General features: G+C 47.2%; 17 protein-coding genes. 11 read left to right on the plus strand and 6 right to left on the minus strand.

The features are described from left to right. Positions 1 to 8: 8 nt before the first annotated feature. Both EAT1B_RS14220 and def read right to left on the minus strand, forming a co-directional pair. Positions 9 to 1565, minus strand: a complete 1557-nt coding sequence (locus tag EAT1B_RS14220) for an alpha/beta hydrolase (RefSeq protein WP_237708247.1) — start codon at positions 1563 to 1565, stop codon at positions 9 to 11. Between the two features lie 70 nt (positions 1566 to 1635). After that, positions 1636 to 2175, minus strand: a complete 540-nt coding sequence (gene def / locus EAT1B_RS14225) for a peptide deformylase (protein ID WP_015881257.1) — start codon at positions 2173 to 2175, stop codon at positions 1636 to 1638. Positions 2176 to 2506: 331 nt separating this feature from the next. Between def and pdhA the strand changes: the two genes are divergently transcribed. The 4 genes from pdhA to lpdA all read left to right on the plus strand — a co-directional run bounded on the left by pdhA (position 2507) and on the right by lpdA (position 7358). Further along, positions 2507 to 3592, plus strand: coding sequence for a pyruvate dehydrogenase (acetyl-transferring) E1 component subunit alpha (pdhA, locus tag EAT1B_RS14230; protein ID WP_015881258.1), 1086 nt, complete (start codon positions 2507 to 2509; stop codon positions 3590 to 3592). 3 nt (positions 3593 to 3595) lie between these two features. Further along, entirely contained in the window at positions 3596 to 4573 is a 978-nt protein-coding gene (locus tag EAT1B_RS14235) for an alpha-ketoacid dehydrogenase subunit beta (RefSeq protein ID WP_015881259.1), read from the plus strand. Between the two features lie 78 nt (positions 4574 to 4651). Further along, complete coding sequence (locus tag EAT1B_RS14240; protein WP_015881260.1) at positions 4652 to 5941, plus strand: dihydrolipoamide acetyltransferase family protein; 1290 nt, start codon at positions 4652 to 4654, stop codon at positions 5939 to 5941. A gap of 4 nt (positions 5942 to 5945) precedes the next feature. Beyond that, a complete protein-coding gene (gene lpdA / locus EAT1B_RS14245; protein ID WP_015881261.1) occupies positions 5946 to 7358 on the plus strand; it encodes a dihydrolipoyl dehydrogenase in 1413 nt (470 codons plus the stop codon). Positions 7359 to 7378: 20 nt separating this feature from the next. Here lpdA and aac(6') read toward each other — a convergent pair whose 3' ends face one another. After that, positions 7379 to 7831, minus strand: a complete 453-nt coding sequence (gene aac(6'), locus EAT1B_RS14250) for an aminoglycoside 6'-N-acetyltransferase (protein WP_015881262.1) — start codon at positions 7829 to 7831, stop codon at positions 7379 to 7381. A 75-nt stretch (positions 7832 to 7906) separates the two neighbouring features. Here aac(6') and EAT1B_RS14255 point away from each other — a divergent pair, with 75 nt between their 5' ends. Continuing rightward, on the plus strand, positions 7907 to 8212 hold the full coding sequence (locus EAT1B_RS14255) for a DUF3055 domain-containing protein (RefSeq protein ID WP_015881263.1): 306 nt from the start codon (positions 7907 to 7909) through the stop codon (positions 8210 to 8212). A gap of 118 nt (positions 8213 to 8330) precedes the next feature. Here EAT1B_RS14255 and EAT1B_RS14260 read toward each other — a convergent pair whose 3' ends face one another. Continuing rightward, positions 8331 to 9812, minus strand: coding sequence for an aminotransferase class I/II-fold pyridoxal phosphate-dependent enzyme (locus EAT1B_RS14260; RefSeq protein ID WP_015881264.1), 1482 nt, complete (start codon positions 9810 to 9812; stop codon positions 8331 to 8333). Between the two features lie 158 nt (positions 9813 to 9970). On the opposite strand from EAT1B_RS14260, the gene EAT1B_RS14265 reads away from it, so the two are divergent. The 3 genes from EAT1B_RS14265 (at position 9971) to EAT1B_RS14275 (ending at position 11994) form a co-directional block, all read left to right on the plus strand. Further along, positions 9971 to 10237 carry a UPF0223 family protein gene (locus EAT1B_RS14265; protein ID WP_015881265.1) on the plus strand — a complete coding sequence of 89 codons (267 nt, stop codon included), beginning with the start codon at positions 9971 to 9973 and terminating at the stop codon, positions 10235 to 10237. A gap of 236 nt (positions 10238 to 10473) precedes the next feature. Further along, positions 10474 to 10662: a hypothetical protein gene (locus EAT1B_RS14270; RefSeq protein WP_015881266.1), complete on the plus strand. Its 189-nt coding sequence runs from the start codon at positions 10474 to 10476 to the stop codon at positions 10660 to 10662. Between the two features lie 78 nt (positions 10663 to 10740). Beyond that, positions 10741 to 11994, plus strand: coding sequence for an inositol monophosphatase family protein (locus EAT1B_RS14275; RefSeq protein WP_015881267.1), 1254 nt, complete (start codon positions 10741 to 10743; stop codon positions 11992 to 11994). A 48-nt stretch (positions 11995 to 12042) separates the two neighbouring features. On the opposite strand, the gene EAT1B_RS15960 is transcribed toward EAT1B_RS14275, so the two are convergent. Next, on the minus strand, positions 12043 to 12219 hold the full coding sequence (locus tag EAT1B_RS15960) for a hypothetical protein (protein WP_015881268.1): 177 nt from the start codon (positions 12217 to 12219) through the stop codon (positions 12043 to 12045). A 163-nt stretch (positions 12220 to 12382) separates the two neighbouring features. Between EAT1B_RS15960 and typA the strand changes: the two genes are divergently transcribed. Then, the gene (gene typA / locus EAT1B_RS14285) at positions 12383 to 14227 is read left to right on the plus strand and encodes a translational GTPase TypA (RefSeq protein WP_015881269.1); all 1845 of its coding nucleotides are present in this window, start codon (positions 12383 to 12385) and stop codon (positions 14225 to 14227) included. Between the two features lie 87 nt (positions 14228 to 14314). Further along, on the plus strand, positions 14315 to 14659 hold the full coding sequence (locus EAT1B_RS14290; RefSeq protein ID WP_015881270.1) for a YlaH-like family protein: 345 nt from the start codon (positions 14315 to 14317) through the stop codon (positions 14657 to 14659). A gap of 36 nt (positions 14660 to 14695) precedes the next feature. On the opposite strand, the gene EAT1B_RS14295 is transcribed toward EAT1B_RS14290, so the two are convergent. Then, the gene (locus tag EAT1B_RS14295) at positions 14696 to 14896 is read right to left on the minus strand and encodes a YlaI family protein (RefSeq protein WP_015881271.1); all 201 of its coding nucleotides are present in this window, start codon (positions 14894 to 14896) and stop codon (positions 14696 to 14698) included. A 115-nt stretch (positions 14897 to 15011) separates the two neighbouring features. Between EAT1B_RS14295 and EAT1B_RS14300 the strand changes: the two genes are divergently transcribed. Then, entirely contained in the window at positions 15012 to 15461 is a 450-nt protein-coding gene (locus EAT1B_RS14300; protein ID WP_015881272.1) for a hypothetical protein, read from the plus strand. Positions 15462 to 15486 lie beyond the last annotated feature (25 nt).

The following is a 15486-nucleotide window of genomic DNA, read 5'->3' on the forward strand; positions in this document are numbered from 1 at the left end:
TTTTGACGTTAGTTCGTCTCGATTGGATTAAACTCATTCGTGTATTCGTATAAGAATTTTCCAGTCTCTTTCAAGACGTCACTTTTACGGTGAAGTGAGAAATGGTCGTACGGTACCGTTTCTGTCTGAATGTTATTCGTATACTCTTCAAGTAACAGAGAACTCGCCGGCTCAATCAAATTGAATTCGCCGCCTCGTCCAGAGAAGGAGAGTACCTGAACGGACCTCGGCCATGTCTCAAGCTTAGACTGGAATGCTTGCAGTCCGTCTGAGTTGGGGGACAAATCACGGATGGCAGGGCTTCCGGTGTTAACGCCGAAGTTACTGGCAGATAATCCGAAGTTTGCAAGGCGTGTCCCGCCGAACGGGCTATCGAACGTTACAAACTTATCGACGATGTACGTCTCTTGATTCAAGATATAGTTGGCAGCGGCTACGCCACCCATGCTATGGCCAATGATATACATCCGGTCGAACGAACGATTTCTCGTTTTCTTGTATGTTTCAATGGCTGCATTCAACCACTTTGTCTGATTGTTCAAAGAAGCCTCTGCATCTTCGAACTCGATTCGGACAATCGGGCGAGTTGAACTAAAATCATATATTTCACAGTCGGTCTTCCCTTTGACAGTCACGGTACAAAGTGCTCCGTCAGTCGCTTGACCACTTTGTTCCATTGCTTGAGAGAAGCGTAGGAACGTCCGGTCTGTCCCGAGTAATCCATGAACTGCAAACGTAGGGATAAACTCATTCGTTTGAGAAGCTTGGCGAATCGCCTCGGATTGACGCTCGTTTGCCAACTCTTGTCGGAATGTCCCGACAATCAAAATGAGCGAGAGGGAGACAATCAATAACCCTAACAGGCGTGAACGAATCGACGTTTCTCTAGGGTTGCCGACGTTTCGTCGATACTTGCGCCAAATGAAATAACTTAAGATGATAGCTGACACCAATACGATGATGGTGATCACCCATGCTTTAACGTTCGGCACATGGGCGACTAACTTTACATTGTTTTGGCGTCCTCCGTACACTTGCCACTCGACATGCTTCATAGAACGGAGATCTAGGCCGGTTCCATCCTCAACGAATACGCCGGTCGGAACAGTCAAGTTAAAGCGAATGTCGGCTTGGCGGATATATCGTTCAGCCAATTTTTTTGGGGAGCCGGTTAGTTCGACGCCGGGTAAGTCGACCCGGTCGAGACGGAGGTCGAGATTGGTTTGTAACGTATAGGAATCAAACCAAATGCCTTCTCGTTGATCGATGTCGAACTGAATATCCGGAGGAACTAAAATACCGGCTGGTCCCGTTTTCCATTCCTCTTTAATCTGTTGCAACTCGTCCACATTTTTAAATGTCTTCTTTAAGACCATGCCTTCGTAGTCATCAGGACTTGAATAATCTTCTGTTTCATATCCGTTCTCTTCCGCCTGCTCTTTCCAAGTATCCCAGTCGAGCCTGAGATTGAGCAATTTCATGACAGGATGATCACGGAACGCATAAGTTGTTTCGAGCGAAACAGATTGGTCATAGTGAACAGTCGCATCATAATTGATTCGCACACATCCACCGATTAAAAGAAATAAAAATGGGAATAGTAACAACAGTGCCCTTTTTCTCGAGCTAAACATGTTAAATCGGTTCGCCGTATGTTTCTAACGGGTTCGACATATTGATGCGGTCATAGAACATGATCCCATCTAAATGATCGAGCTCGTGCTGACATACGACAGCGCGCATTCCACGCAGGCGAAGCTTAATGGGCTTCCCATCGCGGTCGAACCCTTCTAACGTGATTCGACGAAAACGAGGTACATTTCCTTTGACCACGCGATCGACCGATAGACAGCCTTCGCCGCCATTCAAAAATGTCTGCTCGACGGAATGACTTGTGATTTTAGGATTGAAGATGGAGAGTTTGAACGTCTCTTCCTCTTCTTGTAGCAAGACTGTGAAGAAACGACGATTCACACCGAGTTGTGGCGCGGCGATACCGACCCCACCTCGCAACTCGTATTTCTCGCTCATCTCTGGGTCTTGACTATTGACGAGGAACGTCTCCATCTCGTCGAGTAACGCCAAATCTTCTGCCGTTGGCGGAATCGGTACTTCAGTTGAGCGCGCGCGAAGCCGCTCGTCTCCTTCGCGGATGACATCTTTCATGGTTAACATACACAACTTCCTTTCTATCAAACATATATGATTGATTATATCATATTTAAACAGGAAGGAATGTGGATGGTACAGAAGGTGAAATGAAAATAATACAGTGGTGAAAAGGATGTCATATCCCTTGAATGTAAGCGTTTTATTTCGGTAAGCATATTTTTTGCGTTATTGAAACAACCCGTTTTATACTAACAAGGAAACGGCAGAAGAGGATAACTTTTCTGAATCACGTTAATACAGATTGCTTTTTTGGACAGATACACGTAAGATTTGAGATAGTGTTTGATCACAAAAAAGACAATTGTCTCATAGTTGAAAGGATGAGGTGAAACGAATGAACAACGTTCAGGTACTTCAAAACGTGGAAGAAAACTTCCAAACGTTCCGTATTCTCGACGAGAAGGGTGAGGTCGTCAACCAAGACGCAATGCCTGACCTAACGGACGAGCAACTTCAGGAACTCATGCGCCGCATGGTCTATACTCGAATCTGGGACCAACGCGCCATCTCACTTAACCGTCAAGGTCGCTTAGGATTCTACGCGCCAGTGGCAGGTCAAGAAGCGACGATGATCGGGACGCAATACGCGCTCGACAAAGAGGACTGGATTCTTCCAGGATACCGTGATATCCCGCAACTCGTATTCCACGGACTTCCGCTTTATCAAGCGTTCTTGTTCTCACGTGGACACGTGGCAGGAAACCGCATCCCTGAAGGTGTCAACGTATTGATGCCACAAATCATCATCGGTGCACAAATCATTCAAACTGCGGGTGTGGCAATGGGCCTCAAACGCAACGGCAACAAAAATGTCGCTATTACTTACACAGGTGACGGTGGCTCATCACAAGGTGACTTCTACGAAGGATTGAACTTTGCAGGTGCATTCAAATCACCAGCAATCTTCGTCGTTCAAAACAACCGTTTCGCTATCTCGACTCCTGTTGAAAAGCAAACAGCAGCTAAAACGATCGCGCAAAAAGCTGTTGCAGCTGGAATCAACGGAATTCAAGTAGACGGAATGGACGTTCTTGCAGTGCTCGCAGCGACTCAACAAGCTCGTGTCGATGCACTCGAAGGAACACCGACACTCATCGAGTCACTCACTTACCGTTACGGACCACATACGCTCGCTGGGGATGACCCAACACGTTACCGTACAAAAGAACTCGACACAGAGTATCAAGAAAAAGATCCACTCGTACGTTTCCGTCTCTTCCTTGAGAACAAGAAACTCTGGAACGAAGACATGGAGAACGAAGTGATCGAGCAAGCGAAAGCTGACGTGAAAGAAGCAATCAGCCAAGCAGACAAAGAACCAAAACAAAAAGTTTCGGACTTCATCAACAACATGTTCGAAGAACTTCCTTCAAACTTGAAAGAACAGCTTGAAGAATATACTGCAAAGGAGTCGAAGTAAGTTATGGCTCAAATGACAATGATCCAAGCGATTACTGATGCGATGCGCGTTGAAATGAAACGCGACGAGAAAGTACTTCTTTTCGGAGAAGACGTTGGTAAAAACGGTGGGGTATTCCGTGCGACGGAAGGTCTCCAAGACGAGCTCGGCGAAGACCGTGTCTTCGACACGCCACTCGCTGAATCAGGGATTGGTGGTCTTGCGATCGGTCTAGGTCTTACTGGATTCCGTCCAATCATGGAAGTTCAATTCTTCGGATTCGTATTCGAAGTTTTCGACTCAATCGCAGCTCAAATGGCACGTATGCGTTACCGTTCAGGCGGCGCTTACAGCCAACCAATCACAATCCGTTCACCATTCGGTGGTGGAGTTAAGACACCTGAGCTTCACGCGGACAGCCTTGAAGGTTTGATGGCTCAGACACCTGGTCTTAAAGTCGTTATTCCATCGACTCCGTACGATGCAAAAGGTTTGTTGATCGCGTCTATCCGTGACAACGACCCAGTCGTGTTCCTCGAGCACATGAAATTGTATCGTTCATTCCGTGGCGAAGTACCTGAAGGTGAGTACACAATCGAACTCGGTAAAGCGGATGTGAAACGTGAAGGTACAGACGTTTCAATCATCACTTACGGTGCGATGGTGCACACGTCACTCAAAGCAGCGGAAGAGCTTGAAAAAGAAAACATCAACGTTGAAGTCATCGACCTCATGACAGTGAGCCCGCTTGATATCGACACAATCGTAGAATCTGTTAAGAAGACAGGTCGTGCGATCGTCGTTCAAGAGGCACAACGTCAAGCAGGTATCGCGGCGAACGTCGTAACTGAAATTCAAGAGCGCGCAATTCTTCACCTCGAAGCACCAGTTCTTCGAGTAACTGCACCTGACACAGTCTTCGCATTCGCACAAGGTGAAGACATGTGGTTACCTGACCATAAAGATGTCGTTGCAAAAGTTAAGGAAGTTGTGAACTTCTAAGATCGTGTCGAATAAACGATGAGGGAGAATTGTCTCCCTTGTCGTGTTTACATGATGAATTGATGGGAGGAAAAACCAGTGGCAGTATTTGAATTTAAATTACCAGATATCGGTGAAGGTATTCACGAAGGTGAAATCGTCAAGTGGTTCGTAAAAGCAGGGGATACGGTCAAAGAGGACGATGTTCTTTTAGAAGTACAAAACGACAAAGCAGTCGTTGAAATCCCAGCTCCAGTTGACGGTACAGTCAAAGAAGTTAAAGTTTCTGAAGGTACAGTTGCCGTAGTCGGCGACGTCCTCATTACGTTTGACATCGAAGGCGACGCACCAGCAGGTGAAGAAGAAACACCTGAACAACCGAAAGCAGAAGAGAAGACAGAAGACGTAAAAGAAGATGTGAAAGAAGACGCGCCACGCGACGTTCAACTTCACAAATCTGAACGTGTTATCGCTATGCCATCTGTCCGTAAATATGCACGTGAAAAAGGTGTCGACATCCGTGAAGTCAACGGTTCTGGCGACAACGGCCGTGTATTGAAAGAAGACATCGATGCATTCGCGAACGGCGAAGCACCGTCTGCAGAAGCTACAACAGAGAAAACAGAATCTGTAGCACCAGCAGCAGCTGCGAAAACGGAAATCAAGCCTTACGAGTCAGCGACTCCTGAACTTGAAACACGTGAGAAAATCCGTGGAATCCGTAAAGCGATCTCGAAAGCGATGGTTAACTCGAAACACACTGCACCACACGTTACACTCATGGACGAAGTCGACGTTACAAAACTCGTTGCACTCCGCAAAGACTTCAAACAAGTCGCGGCTGACCAAGGCGTGAAACTCACGTACTTGCCATTCGTCGTGAAAGCATTGACTGCTGCAGCGAAAGCATTCCCAACAATCAACGCTTCAATCGATGACGTGAACGAAGAAATCGTCTACAAAAACTACTACAACATCGGAATTGCAGCTGACACGGACAACGGACTCGTTGTACCAGTCGTAAAAGATGCAGACCGTAAATCAATCTATGCACTTGCTACAAACATTAACGAACTTGCAGGTAAAGCTCGTGAAGGTAAGCTCGCTGGGGAAGACATGAAAGGCGGATCGATCACAATCACAAACATCGGTTCAGCTGGTGGACAATGGTTCACACCTGTCATCAACCACCCAGAAGTTGCGATTCTCGGTATCGGCCGCATCGCTGAGAAAGCTGTCGTGAAGAACGGTGAAATCGTTGCTGCGCCAGTACTTGCACTTTCATTCAGCTTTGACCACCGCCTCATCGACGGTGCGACTGCACAAAACGCTCTTAACATGGTGAAACGCTTGCTCGAAGACCCAGCACTTCTAATGATGGAGGGATAAGAACATGGTAGTAGGAGAATTCGCACAAGAAACTGATTTGCTTGTCATCGGTGCCGGTCCTGGTGGATACGTTGCCGCAATCCGTGGCGCTCAGCTCGGAATGAAAGTAACAATCGTTGAGAAAGGCAACTTCGGTGGTGTCTGCTTGAACGTCGGATGTATCCCATCGAAAGCGTTGATCACAGCAGGACACAACTTCCAACACGCTAAAGGACATGATTCAATGGGAATCACGTCTGACAACGTGTCAGTGGACTTCACAAAAGTTCAAGACTGGAAACAGTCAGTCGTTAACAAATTGACTGGCGGTGTCAAAGGTCTCCTCAAAGGAAACAAAATTGAGATCGTTCAAGGTGAAGCGTTCTTCGCTTCTGAAGACACAGTTCGTGTCATCACTGAAGACAGCTCAACTCCTTACAAATTCAAAAAAGCGATTGTCGCGACTGGTTCTACACCAATCGAGATCCCATCGTTCAAATGGTCTAAACGTGTCCTTTCTTCAACTGGCGCGTTGGCACTTCCTGAAGTACCGAAGAAACTCGTCGTCATCGGCGGTGGATACATCGGTATGGAGCTCGGTACTGCATACGCTAACTTCGATACAGAAGTTGTCGTTGTAGAGGGCGCTAGCGACATCTTGTCTGGTTTCGAACCACAAATGACGCAAATCGTTAAGAAGAAACTCAAGCAAAAAGGGAACGTCACAATCCACACGAATGCACTTGCTAAAGGTGTTGAAGAAACGGAAGACGGCGTAACTGTTAAGTTTGAAGTAAACGGTGAAGAGCAATCTGTTGAAGCGGACTATGTCCTCGTCACAGTTGGTCGTCGTCCAAACACAGGCGACATCGGTCTTGAGAACGCGGACGTTAAAATCAGCGACCGTGGAATCATCGAAATCGATGACCAGTGTAAAACATCGAACGAAAACATCTATGCAATCGGTGATATCGTTCCTGGACCACCACTTGCACACAAAGCATCTTACGAAGCGAAAATCGCAGCGGAAGCAGCAGCAGGTAAGCCAGCTTACCTCGACTACTCTGCAATCCCTGCAGTCGTCTTCACAGATCCTGAACTCGCAACGGTTGGTTATACAGAGCCACTCGCAAAAGAAGAAGGACTCGAAATCACAGTTTCGAAATTCCCATTCGCAGCGAACGGTCGTGCACTTGCACTTGACGAGCCAGACGGCTTCATGAAGCTCATCACACGCAAAGAGGACGGTCTCTTGATCGGTGCTCAAATCGCGGGTACGGGCGCTTCAGATATGATTGCTGAGCTTGGCCTTGCAATCGAGGCTGGTATGACTGCTGAAGATATCGCACTTACAATCCACGCTCACCCATCACTCGGTGAGATGGCTATGGAAGCTGCTGAAATCGCAATGGGTATGCCAATCCACGTTGTAAAATAAGAACGTCAATAAAACCTCTCTCACGATTCGTGGGAGAGGTTTTTCATGTAGGTGACGACACGCTCGACTTCCTTGAATCCGACCTTCTCGTGAAAGCGTTGACTGTCCTCGTTTTCAAGCTCGGTATCCGATGCCAGTTCGATACAACCGTGACGGGCCGCGAAGGTTGATGCAGCATCGACCAAACGAGAGGCGACACCTCGGTGGCGCTCTGATTCACTGACATAGATTCCTTCCACATAGGCGGTCGGGGACGTACTAGAACCTGGCACATAGTCATGCCGGAAACTGAGTTGACAAAAACCAACCGCCTTCCCATGTTCATTTGATGCGATGAAATAATGCATCTTTTTTGAGGCGAGACCGAGTTTGACTTCCATTCGTAATTCTTCAATGGGGGCGTCTGGCCATAGATCGTGCATGAACTGGACAAGAGTTTCTACGTTTACCTCTGTTGCATAATCAATCTTCATTGTCATTCTCTCCTTAGGTTTCATACTTGTAGTATAAAGGAAAATACTTGTGAAGAGAGAAGGGAGGGAATCCTGATGGCATTCGATGAGGAGTTATTGTATACCGTGTCCGAGACGAGTCGGGTCCGATTTACGGGGATTGAAACAGAAGCCGCCCGTTATGATTTTGGTTTCGTCTATACACAGCAATTCATGGGCAAGGTGTTAGTCGTCTGTATGCAAACGGGTCAATCGGCCCTTCTTGATATGCATGCCCTAGAAGAGCCGCGTCAATTGTATCCGATGCTTGGCATCAACTTGAACGACACAGAGCATGTCGCTGAATTTTTACGACTTTGCTTGGTCGAAAAAACACAAGCATCTGAAGAAATTGACACTTGAAAAAATGTAAGCGTTTTCTTATAATAGGCACTAGGGGAAGCAATTCGATCATCTACAGCCACCTTTTCTGAGATGACATAAAAAATGAGCCGGTCATGATGACCGGCTCATTTTTTATTTAGCGAATCGCTTTTGTTTGTTGGATGACTTTAATCATTTGCAGCGACTCATCTTCAAGACCTTGTACGGGAAGACCCGCTTCAATGTTGGCCATGATGTATTCGAGTGTCGATGTCGTAATCAATTCACCTGGAATGATGATTGGAATTCCAGGTGGATACACCATGATGAATTCCGCTGAAATACGCCCGACTGCGTTTTCGAGAGGGATCGTCTCCGTCTCTTCATAAAACGCATCACGAGGACTGAGCGCAAGTGGTGGAATCTCTGGGAGCATGATGGATAATGAGTCGTTCCCAGACTTTTGGTAAACAGAAACGACATCTCGCATCGCTTCAATCAACGCTTGAATCGTTGATTCGTCGTCCGCTGATGTGACGATGAAGAGCACATTCAATAAATCGGACATCTCGACTTCGATGCGGTGTTTGTCGCGAAGATATTTCTCGACTTCAAATCCAGTTACCCCAAGTTCACGCACGGATACGAGTACTTTCGTTTCATCGAGCGCGTAAGTCGATTCAGAATGCAACTCGGCATGACCGTATACCGATAAGTTCGGCATGTGATTGATTGCCGTACGGGCCGTTCTAGCAAGCTCGAGTGCACGCTCATTCATCATGTGACCCTTTGTCGCTAACTGTCGACGTGCCGCGTCGAGAGAAGCGAGGAGCAAATAGGATGTTGACGTCGTTGTAATCATAGAGAGCATTGCGTGAATTCGTTCTGGCGAGACGAGTCCGCGGCGTACGTTCAAAATCGAACTGCCTGTCATTGAACCACCAAGCTTGTGCACACTCGTCGCCGCCACATCTGCTCCCGCTTGCATCGCCGAGAGCGGAAGTTCATCGTGAAACGGAAGATGAACGCCGTGTGCCTCATCGACAAGTACTGGAACGTCTTGTGCATGCGCGACGGACACGATACGTTCTAAATCACCTGCGACCCCGAAATAAGTCGGGTTGATGACGAGTACGGCTTTCGTGTCCGGATGAAGTTCAAGCGCGCGTTCTACGGCGCTAGCCGTGATTCCGTGGGCGATGCCATATGTTTCATCAAATTCCGGGTGGATGAAGACCGGGTGGGCACCCGTTAAGACGAGCGCGGACATGACGGATTTATGGACGTTCCGTGGCACGATGATTTTTTCGTTCGGGCCAACGACACCCATGATCATCGCCATGATGGCACTCGATGTCCCTTGAACGGAGAAAAAGGTCTCGTCAGCACGGAACGCCTCTGCCGCCAAGCGCTCCGCTTCAGCGATTGCCGCTTTTGGATGATGGAGGTCATCGAGTGGGGCAATGTTAATCAAATCAATTTTTAGGGCGTTTTCACCAATAAAGTCACGAAACTCCGGGTCCATCCCTTTTCCGCTTTTATGACCAGGAATATGGAACGCAATCGGGTTTGAGTCGACATGTTCAAGCAACGTGTCAAATAGTGGCGTTTCGAGCTGAGTAGCACCTTTTAATTTCAATCGTAAATCCCCCTTGAATCAGTTTATTTATAAGATGAATAGTATCGTTATGATATATGTTGTTTTTAAAAAAGAAGCAACAAAAAAACTATAGAGATTTCTGGCTCAACTTGCAATAGTTTTTTTTGTTGATACAATGGGTGTCGAGGTGAAACAATATGCAAATCAACTATCCGATCAATCCGGATTGGACGACTGACGAATTGATTGAAGTCGTCGAGTTTTATAATGTCGTCGCACAAGCCAATGAAGGTGGGGTGGAACGAGAGGTTTTTCTCGACTCTTATCGTGCCTTCAAGCGAATCGTAACATCTAAGTCGGAGGAGAAACAACTGAACGCGGTTCACGACGAACAGACAGGTTATTCCACGTATCGTACGGTTCAGGCGGCAATGAAGTCCTCGAGTAAAATGATCAAACTGTAAGACCGAGCATGCCCGAGCAAATTCAGGCATGCTTTTTTGTTATTTCTCCTTTAAATCGGGTACAGTTCATTAACACCAAATCAGGTTTAGGGACCTCGGAATTGGGAATATATCCATTAAGATAAAAAATTCAAAATAGTCAGACAATTCTCTTTCTTTTTCGAATTTTATCTGATATACTCAATTCAACTCACTAAACCGTAACTTGTAGCCCAACAAAAGGAGTGTGGCATCTTATGAAACAAGTGATTGAGGCATTCAAAAGAAAAGACGCAGAAAAACGGATCCCGGTGCTGCGCTTAGAGATTGATTATGAATTGGCAACCCTCTTCGATGCGATGGCGTCACAAGATGATGCTACAGTTCAGGCTAGCAAGCATCGGTTAGAGAAGTACCGCCAAGAATTATTGCGTCTCGAAGCCTAACCATTACACACACATTCAACCAGTATTCCGAGCGGATACTGGTTTTTGTTTGGTACAATACAGTTGAGGTGATCACAGATGATAGAATGGTTTGCAGTCGACTTAATCAAACAAGCGGGAGAACTGATTCGTCGCGAGATTGATCAAAGTTATGAAGTGGAACGAAAGACGGGGAAAGGGGACTTGGTCACTGAAATCGACCGCGCGGTGGAACAACTGATTGTCCGTCGAATCCAACATACATTTCCGGAACATCAGATTATGGGGGAAGAGGGGACGACAGATCAGCCAGAACAATTGACCGGTACCGTCTGGTTTGTCGACCCGATTGATGGGACGTTAAATTTTATTCATCAAAAACGTATGTTTGCCATCTCCATCGCGATCATGATAGATGGGGTCGTGGAATATGGATTCGTCTATGACGTCATGGCGGATGAGATGTTCATGGCGCGGAAAGGATACGGGGCGACATTGAACGGTCGGACGTTGACGACCCTTCATGAACATCATGTCCGAGACGCGTTTTTAAGTATGAATGCGACGTGGGTCACGCCGAACCACCAGATTGCCCCGGAAATACTCGCTCCGATTGTTCGGGACTCGATTGGTACGCGAGCTCATGGTGCTGCATCGCTTGAATTAGCCTGGCTTGCTGCGGGTCGCGTGGACGGCTACATCACCATGCGCAATATGCCATGGGATTATGCTGCTGGAAAGTTACTCGTTGAAGAGGTAGGCGGGCGTGTCGTTTCCTTATATGGTGAGCCGATTCGGTATGACGGAAAAACATCTGTCCTGGCTGGGAGCGATTCATTTGTAAATGACGTCATCAAACATTACGTCATCACAAAAGGGGTCACAGCTGAAGCGAAGCCGGACTTACACATCGTGGAACATGATTCGTATGAAGAAATCCGCGACTTACTCGTCTTGGCGAATCCGAATGAAGCGATGGTCCGGGAACAATTCGAGGAAGGTCGTACGTACAAAGCGTTACTCGGTGGTGAGATTGTCGGTGCGTATATGCTCGTCTCACACGAAGGCAATCGGGTTGAACTCGTCAATATCGCAGTGAAACCCGAACGTCAAAACCAAACGATTGGTCAACGCATGTTACAAGACGCAGTGAAGCGGGCCACGATGATTGGTGGGAAAGAACTACTCGTCTGTACAGGGAATTCAAGCATCATGCAGTTGCGTTTTTACCAACAAGCCGGATTCCGATTCGATTCGGTGGAACGCGATTATTTTCGTGATCACGGGTACGATGACATCGAAGAAGATGGGCTCGTTTTACGCGACCGCATCTGCTTGACTCGTCCGCTATAAAGGCAAGTTAAAAGGGTTACTCCGACATGATCCCGGAGTAACCCTTTTTTATGATTGACGTTCTGAAAGAATGCGGCGACGCAATTGAATACCAAAGAATGTCGCTACGCCACTTAACACGAGGCTTCCTAAAATAATGGCGGCGCTTGCCTCGGCCACCCCGATTCCAATGCCGACGAATCCTGCGACAACGGCCGTTGCGATCAATACAAACATTAGCTGCATGGAGGTTCCTCCTTATTTTCTCTTATCCTCCCTATTGTATGATAAAAAACACGGGATGAAAACGTTCACAGTCGATTCCACTCGACAAAGGTACTGTGACGTGTGCTATACTCTTAAAGTTGAAGAAAAGTTGAAATTTTTTAAATAAGAGAGGAATAACTACATGAACGTAAGAACAAACCTTCGTAACGTAGCCATCATCGCGCACGTTGACCACGGTAAAACAACGTTAGTCGATGAATTATTGAAACAGTCTGGTACTTTCCGGACGAACGAGGCAGTCGCAGAACGCGCGATGGACTCGAACGATATCGAGCGTGAGCGCGGAATCACGATTCTCGCAAAAAACACAGCAATCGATTATAAAGAGACGCGCATCAACATCGTAGATACACCAGGTCACGCAGACTTCGGTGGAGAAGTTGAGCGAATCATGCGTATGGTAGACGGCGTTATCCTTGTTGTCGATGCGCGTGAAGGCTGTATGCCACAAACACGTTTCGTATTGAAAAAAGCTCTCGACCAAGGACTTCGTCCGATTGTCGTCGTCAACAAAATCGATAAGCCGATGGTTCGTCCACTCGACGTTGTCGATGAAGTTGTTGATCTCTTGATCGACCTTGGCGCAGATGAAGATCAACTTGAATTCCCTGTCGTCTACACATCAGCAGTCAGCGGTTCAAGTTCGTTCGATCCTGACCCAGAAAAACAAGAAGATACAATCACGCACGTGCTCGACACGATTCTTGAAAACACGCCGGCTCCAGTGGACAACTCAGACGAGCCACTTCAATTCCAAGTGACGATGCTCGACTATGATAACTACCTCGGTCGTATCGGTGTAGGTCGCGTCTTCCGTGGGAAAATCAAAGTCGGTGAGCAAGTATCGCTTTGTAAGACAGACGGTACGGTGAAGCAACTTCGTGTCACGAAATTGTTCGGTTACTTCGGCCTCAAGCGCGTCGAAATCGAAGAAGCAAAAGCAGGGGACTTGATCGCTATCGCCGGAATGGAAGATATCAACGTCGGTGAAACGGTAACGCCAGTCGGTAAAGAAGAGCCACTTCCGCTCCTTCGCATCGATGAGCCAACGCTTCAAATGCGTTTCATGACAAACAACTCTCCGTTCGCAGGACGTGAAGGCGATTTCGTGACAGCACGTAAAATCGAAGAACGTTTGATGAAACAACTCGAGACGGACGTTTCACTCCGTGTCGAAAATACAGATTCACCAGACCAATGGATCGTATCAGGACGCGGTGAGCTTCACCTCGGGATCTTGATCGAGAACATGCGTCGTGAAGGTTACGAGCTCCAAGTGTCGAAACCACAAGTTATCATCCGTGAAGACGAGAGCGGCACGAAAGTTGAGCCGTTCGAGCGCGTCATCATCGACGTACCTGAAGAGTATACAGGTTCAGTCATGGAATCGATTGGTCTCCGTAAAGGTGAGCTTGCGAACATGAACACGAATGACAACGGTCAGACGCGTATGGAATTCCTCGTGCCATCACGTGGTCTCATCGGTTACCGTAACGAATTCTTGTCAGCGACACGTGGATACGGAATCTTGAACCATACGTTCGAAGAGTATCGTCCGTATATCGCTGCTGATATCGGTGGCCGTCGTAGCGGTGTTATGGTATGTATCGAAAACGGGAAGTCGACGGCTTACTCAATCGGTGCCCTCGAAGACCGTGGAACAATCTTTATTGAGCCAGGTACGGATGTGTATGAAGGAATGATCATTGGGGAATGTAACCGTGACGTTGACCTTGCCATTAACGCCGTTAAAGGGAAGCAATTGACGAACATGCGTGCTTCTGCAAAAGACTCGACACAAGTCTTGAAACGTCCGCGCGTCTTCTCGCTTGAAGAGTCGCTCACGTTCTTGAACGATGACGAGTACTGTGAAATCACGCCGGAGTCAATCCGTCTTCGTAAGAAAATCTTGAACAAGAACGAACGTGAGAAAGCTGACAAGCGTCGTAAACTTGGTAAAGAATAAGTTAGCAGAAAGGGGACGCTTCGGCGTTCCCTTTTGCATGGAATAGTGTAGAATGGATGTGTATGAAATAAAGGGGGACTCTTTGTCTTGAAAGCTTCTCAAACAATCGATATCACACAGATTGACGTTCCGTGGATCGCTTCGATGCTAGGTGTCGGCAGTGACCCGAATGACTTTTCCGTCGGGTTCAATGCACTCGTTGTCACGGTCATCTTACTGACGATCCTTGTCTTTAAACTTGGTTTTGCGAAACAATTGGCATGGTGGAAGTCGCTCATCGTCTATATTTTGCTTTCACTTGGAGCAGGTACGATGGCACTCGTCTTTTTCACATGGCCAATCCCGGAAGTGCTTGCCGTCATGGCAATCGTGTTAGCCATTTATCGTGGTCGCCTCTGGTGGAACCGTCGTCAAGATGCGGTAGAATCATAAAAAATACGGGCGTCTCTTCGGAGGCGCCCGTTTGCATTACCAATTTCGTTTCTGTCGAAATGTAGGATATAACTTGAACTGTCCAGATGCGGCGCGTTCAGCCGTTCGTTCGCTGATTCGCTCCTGACACTCTTGACACATATACGTTTTAGCCGGTTTGTTACGCAAGCGTTTTGCTTCAAACGACCATGAGTCGATGGTCTCGACTTTATCGCAAAGAGAACATTTTACACGCATCTTTTCACCTTCCTCTATACGATGAGTATAGCATGATTTCAACCGTTAAAAGCAGGGAATTGAACCGGTAAGGGAGAATGGTACAACCATACCCGGTTAAAAGGAGGGGAGTTGAATGGCGAGTAAGGCAACGTTTGAACTGACAGCTGCGCAAGAGCGCCTATTGAACGACATGCCGTTAACATTTCTCGTCGGTTTCGACGAGGCGAAGCGTTGGCCGATCAGCCATGCGATCAGTTGGGTGCAAGCGTTAGATGCTGTCACGGTCCGGTTCGCATTGACAAGAAATTCACATATCGTGACCATCTTGACGACAGAAAAGACAGCTGGCCTCATTTTTATCGAAGATGGTCAGTCCTATCATGTTTTACTCTCAGCGATTCGAGAGTTCGATCCGGCGGTTAAACCAAGCCTTCATCTTCGTTTTTTTGAAGGACATGTCGAAGAAGTGAGGAACATCTCGTTTTATGGAGCAGCTTACGCACAGCCCGAAATCACGAAAACGTATGATATTCGAGCGGCGGAAAAGCTTGACCGTGAAGTGAAAGAAAGTCTTCATTCTTGAATACCATCCTATATTCGAGGGGCGG

The organism is Exiguobacterium sp. AT1b, assembly GCF_000023045.1.
Taxonomy (GTDB): Bacteria; Bacillota; Bacilli; order Exiguobacteriales; family Exiguobacteriaceae; genus Exiguobacterium.

Coding starts and splice junctions, on each gene's coding strand:
- EAT1B_RS14270 (WP_015881266.1), top strand. CDS start 10,474: ATGAAACAAGTGATTGAGGCATTCAAAAGAAAAGACGCAGAAAAACGG.
- lpdA (WP_015881261.1), top strand. CDS start 5,946: ATGGTAGTAGGAGAATTCGCACAAGAAACTGATTTGCTTGTCATCGGT.
- EAT1B_RS14265 (WP_015881265.1), top strand. CDS start 9,971: ATGCAAATCAACTATCCGATCAATCCGGATTGGACGACTGACGAATTG.
- EAT1B_RS14255 (WP_015881263.1), top strand. CDS start 7,907: ATGGCATTCGATGAGGAGTTATTGTATACCGTGTCCGAGACGAGTCGG.
- EAT1B_RS14235 (WP_015881259.1), top strand. CDS start 3,596: ATGGCTCAAATGACAATGATCCAAGCGATTACTGATGCGATGCGCGTT.
- EAT1B_RS15960 (WP_015881268.1), bottom strand. CDS start 12,219: ATGCAGCTAATGTTTGTATTGATCGCAACGGCCGTTGTCGCAGGATTC.
- EAT1B_RS14275 (WP_015881267.1), top strand. CDS start 10,741: ATGATAGAATGGTTTGCAGTCGACTTAATCAAACAAGCGGGAGAACTG.
- pdhA (WP_015881258.1), top strand. CDS start 2,507: ATGAACAACGTTCAGGTACTTCAAAACGTGGAAGAAAACTTCCAAACG.
- typA (WP_015881269.1), top strand. CDS start 12,383: ATGAACGTAAGAACAAACCTTCGTAACGTAGCCATCATCGCGCACGTT.
- def (WP_015881257.1), bottom strand. CDS start 2,175: ATGTTAACCATGAAAGATGTCATCCGCGAAGGAGACGAGCGGCTTCGC.
- EAT1B_RS14295 (WP_015881271.1), bottom strand. CDS start 14,896: ATGCGTGTAAAATGTTCTCTTTGCGATAAAGTCGAGACCATCGACTCA.
- EAT1B_RS14300 (WP_015881272.1), top strand. CDS start 15,012: ATGGCGAGTAAGGCAACGTTTGAACTGACAGCTGCGCAAGAGCGCCTA.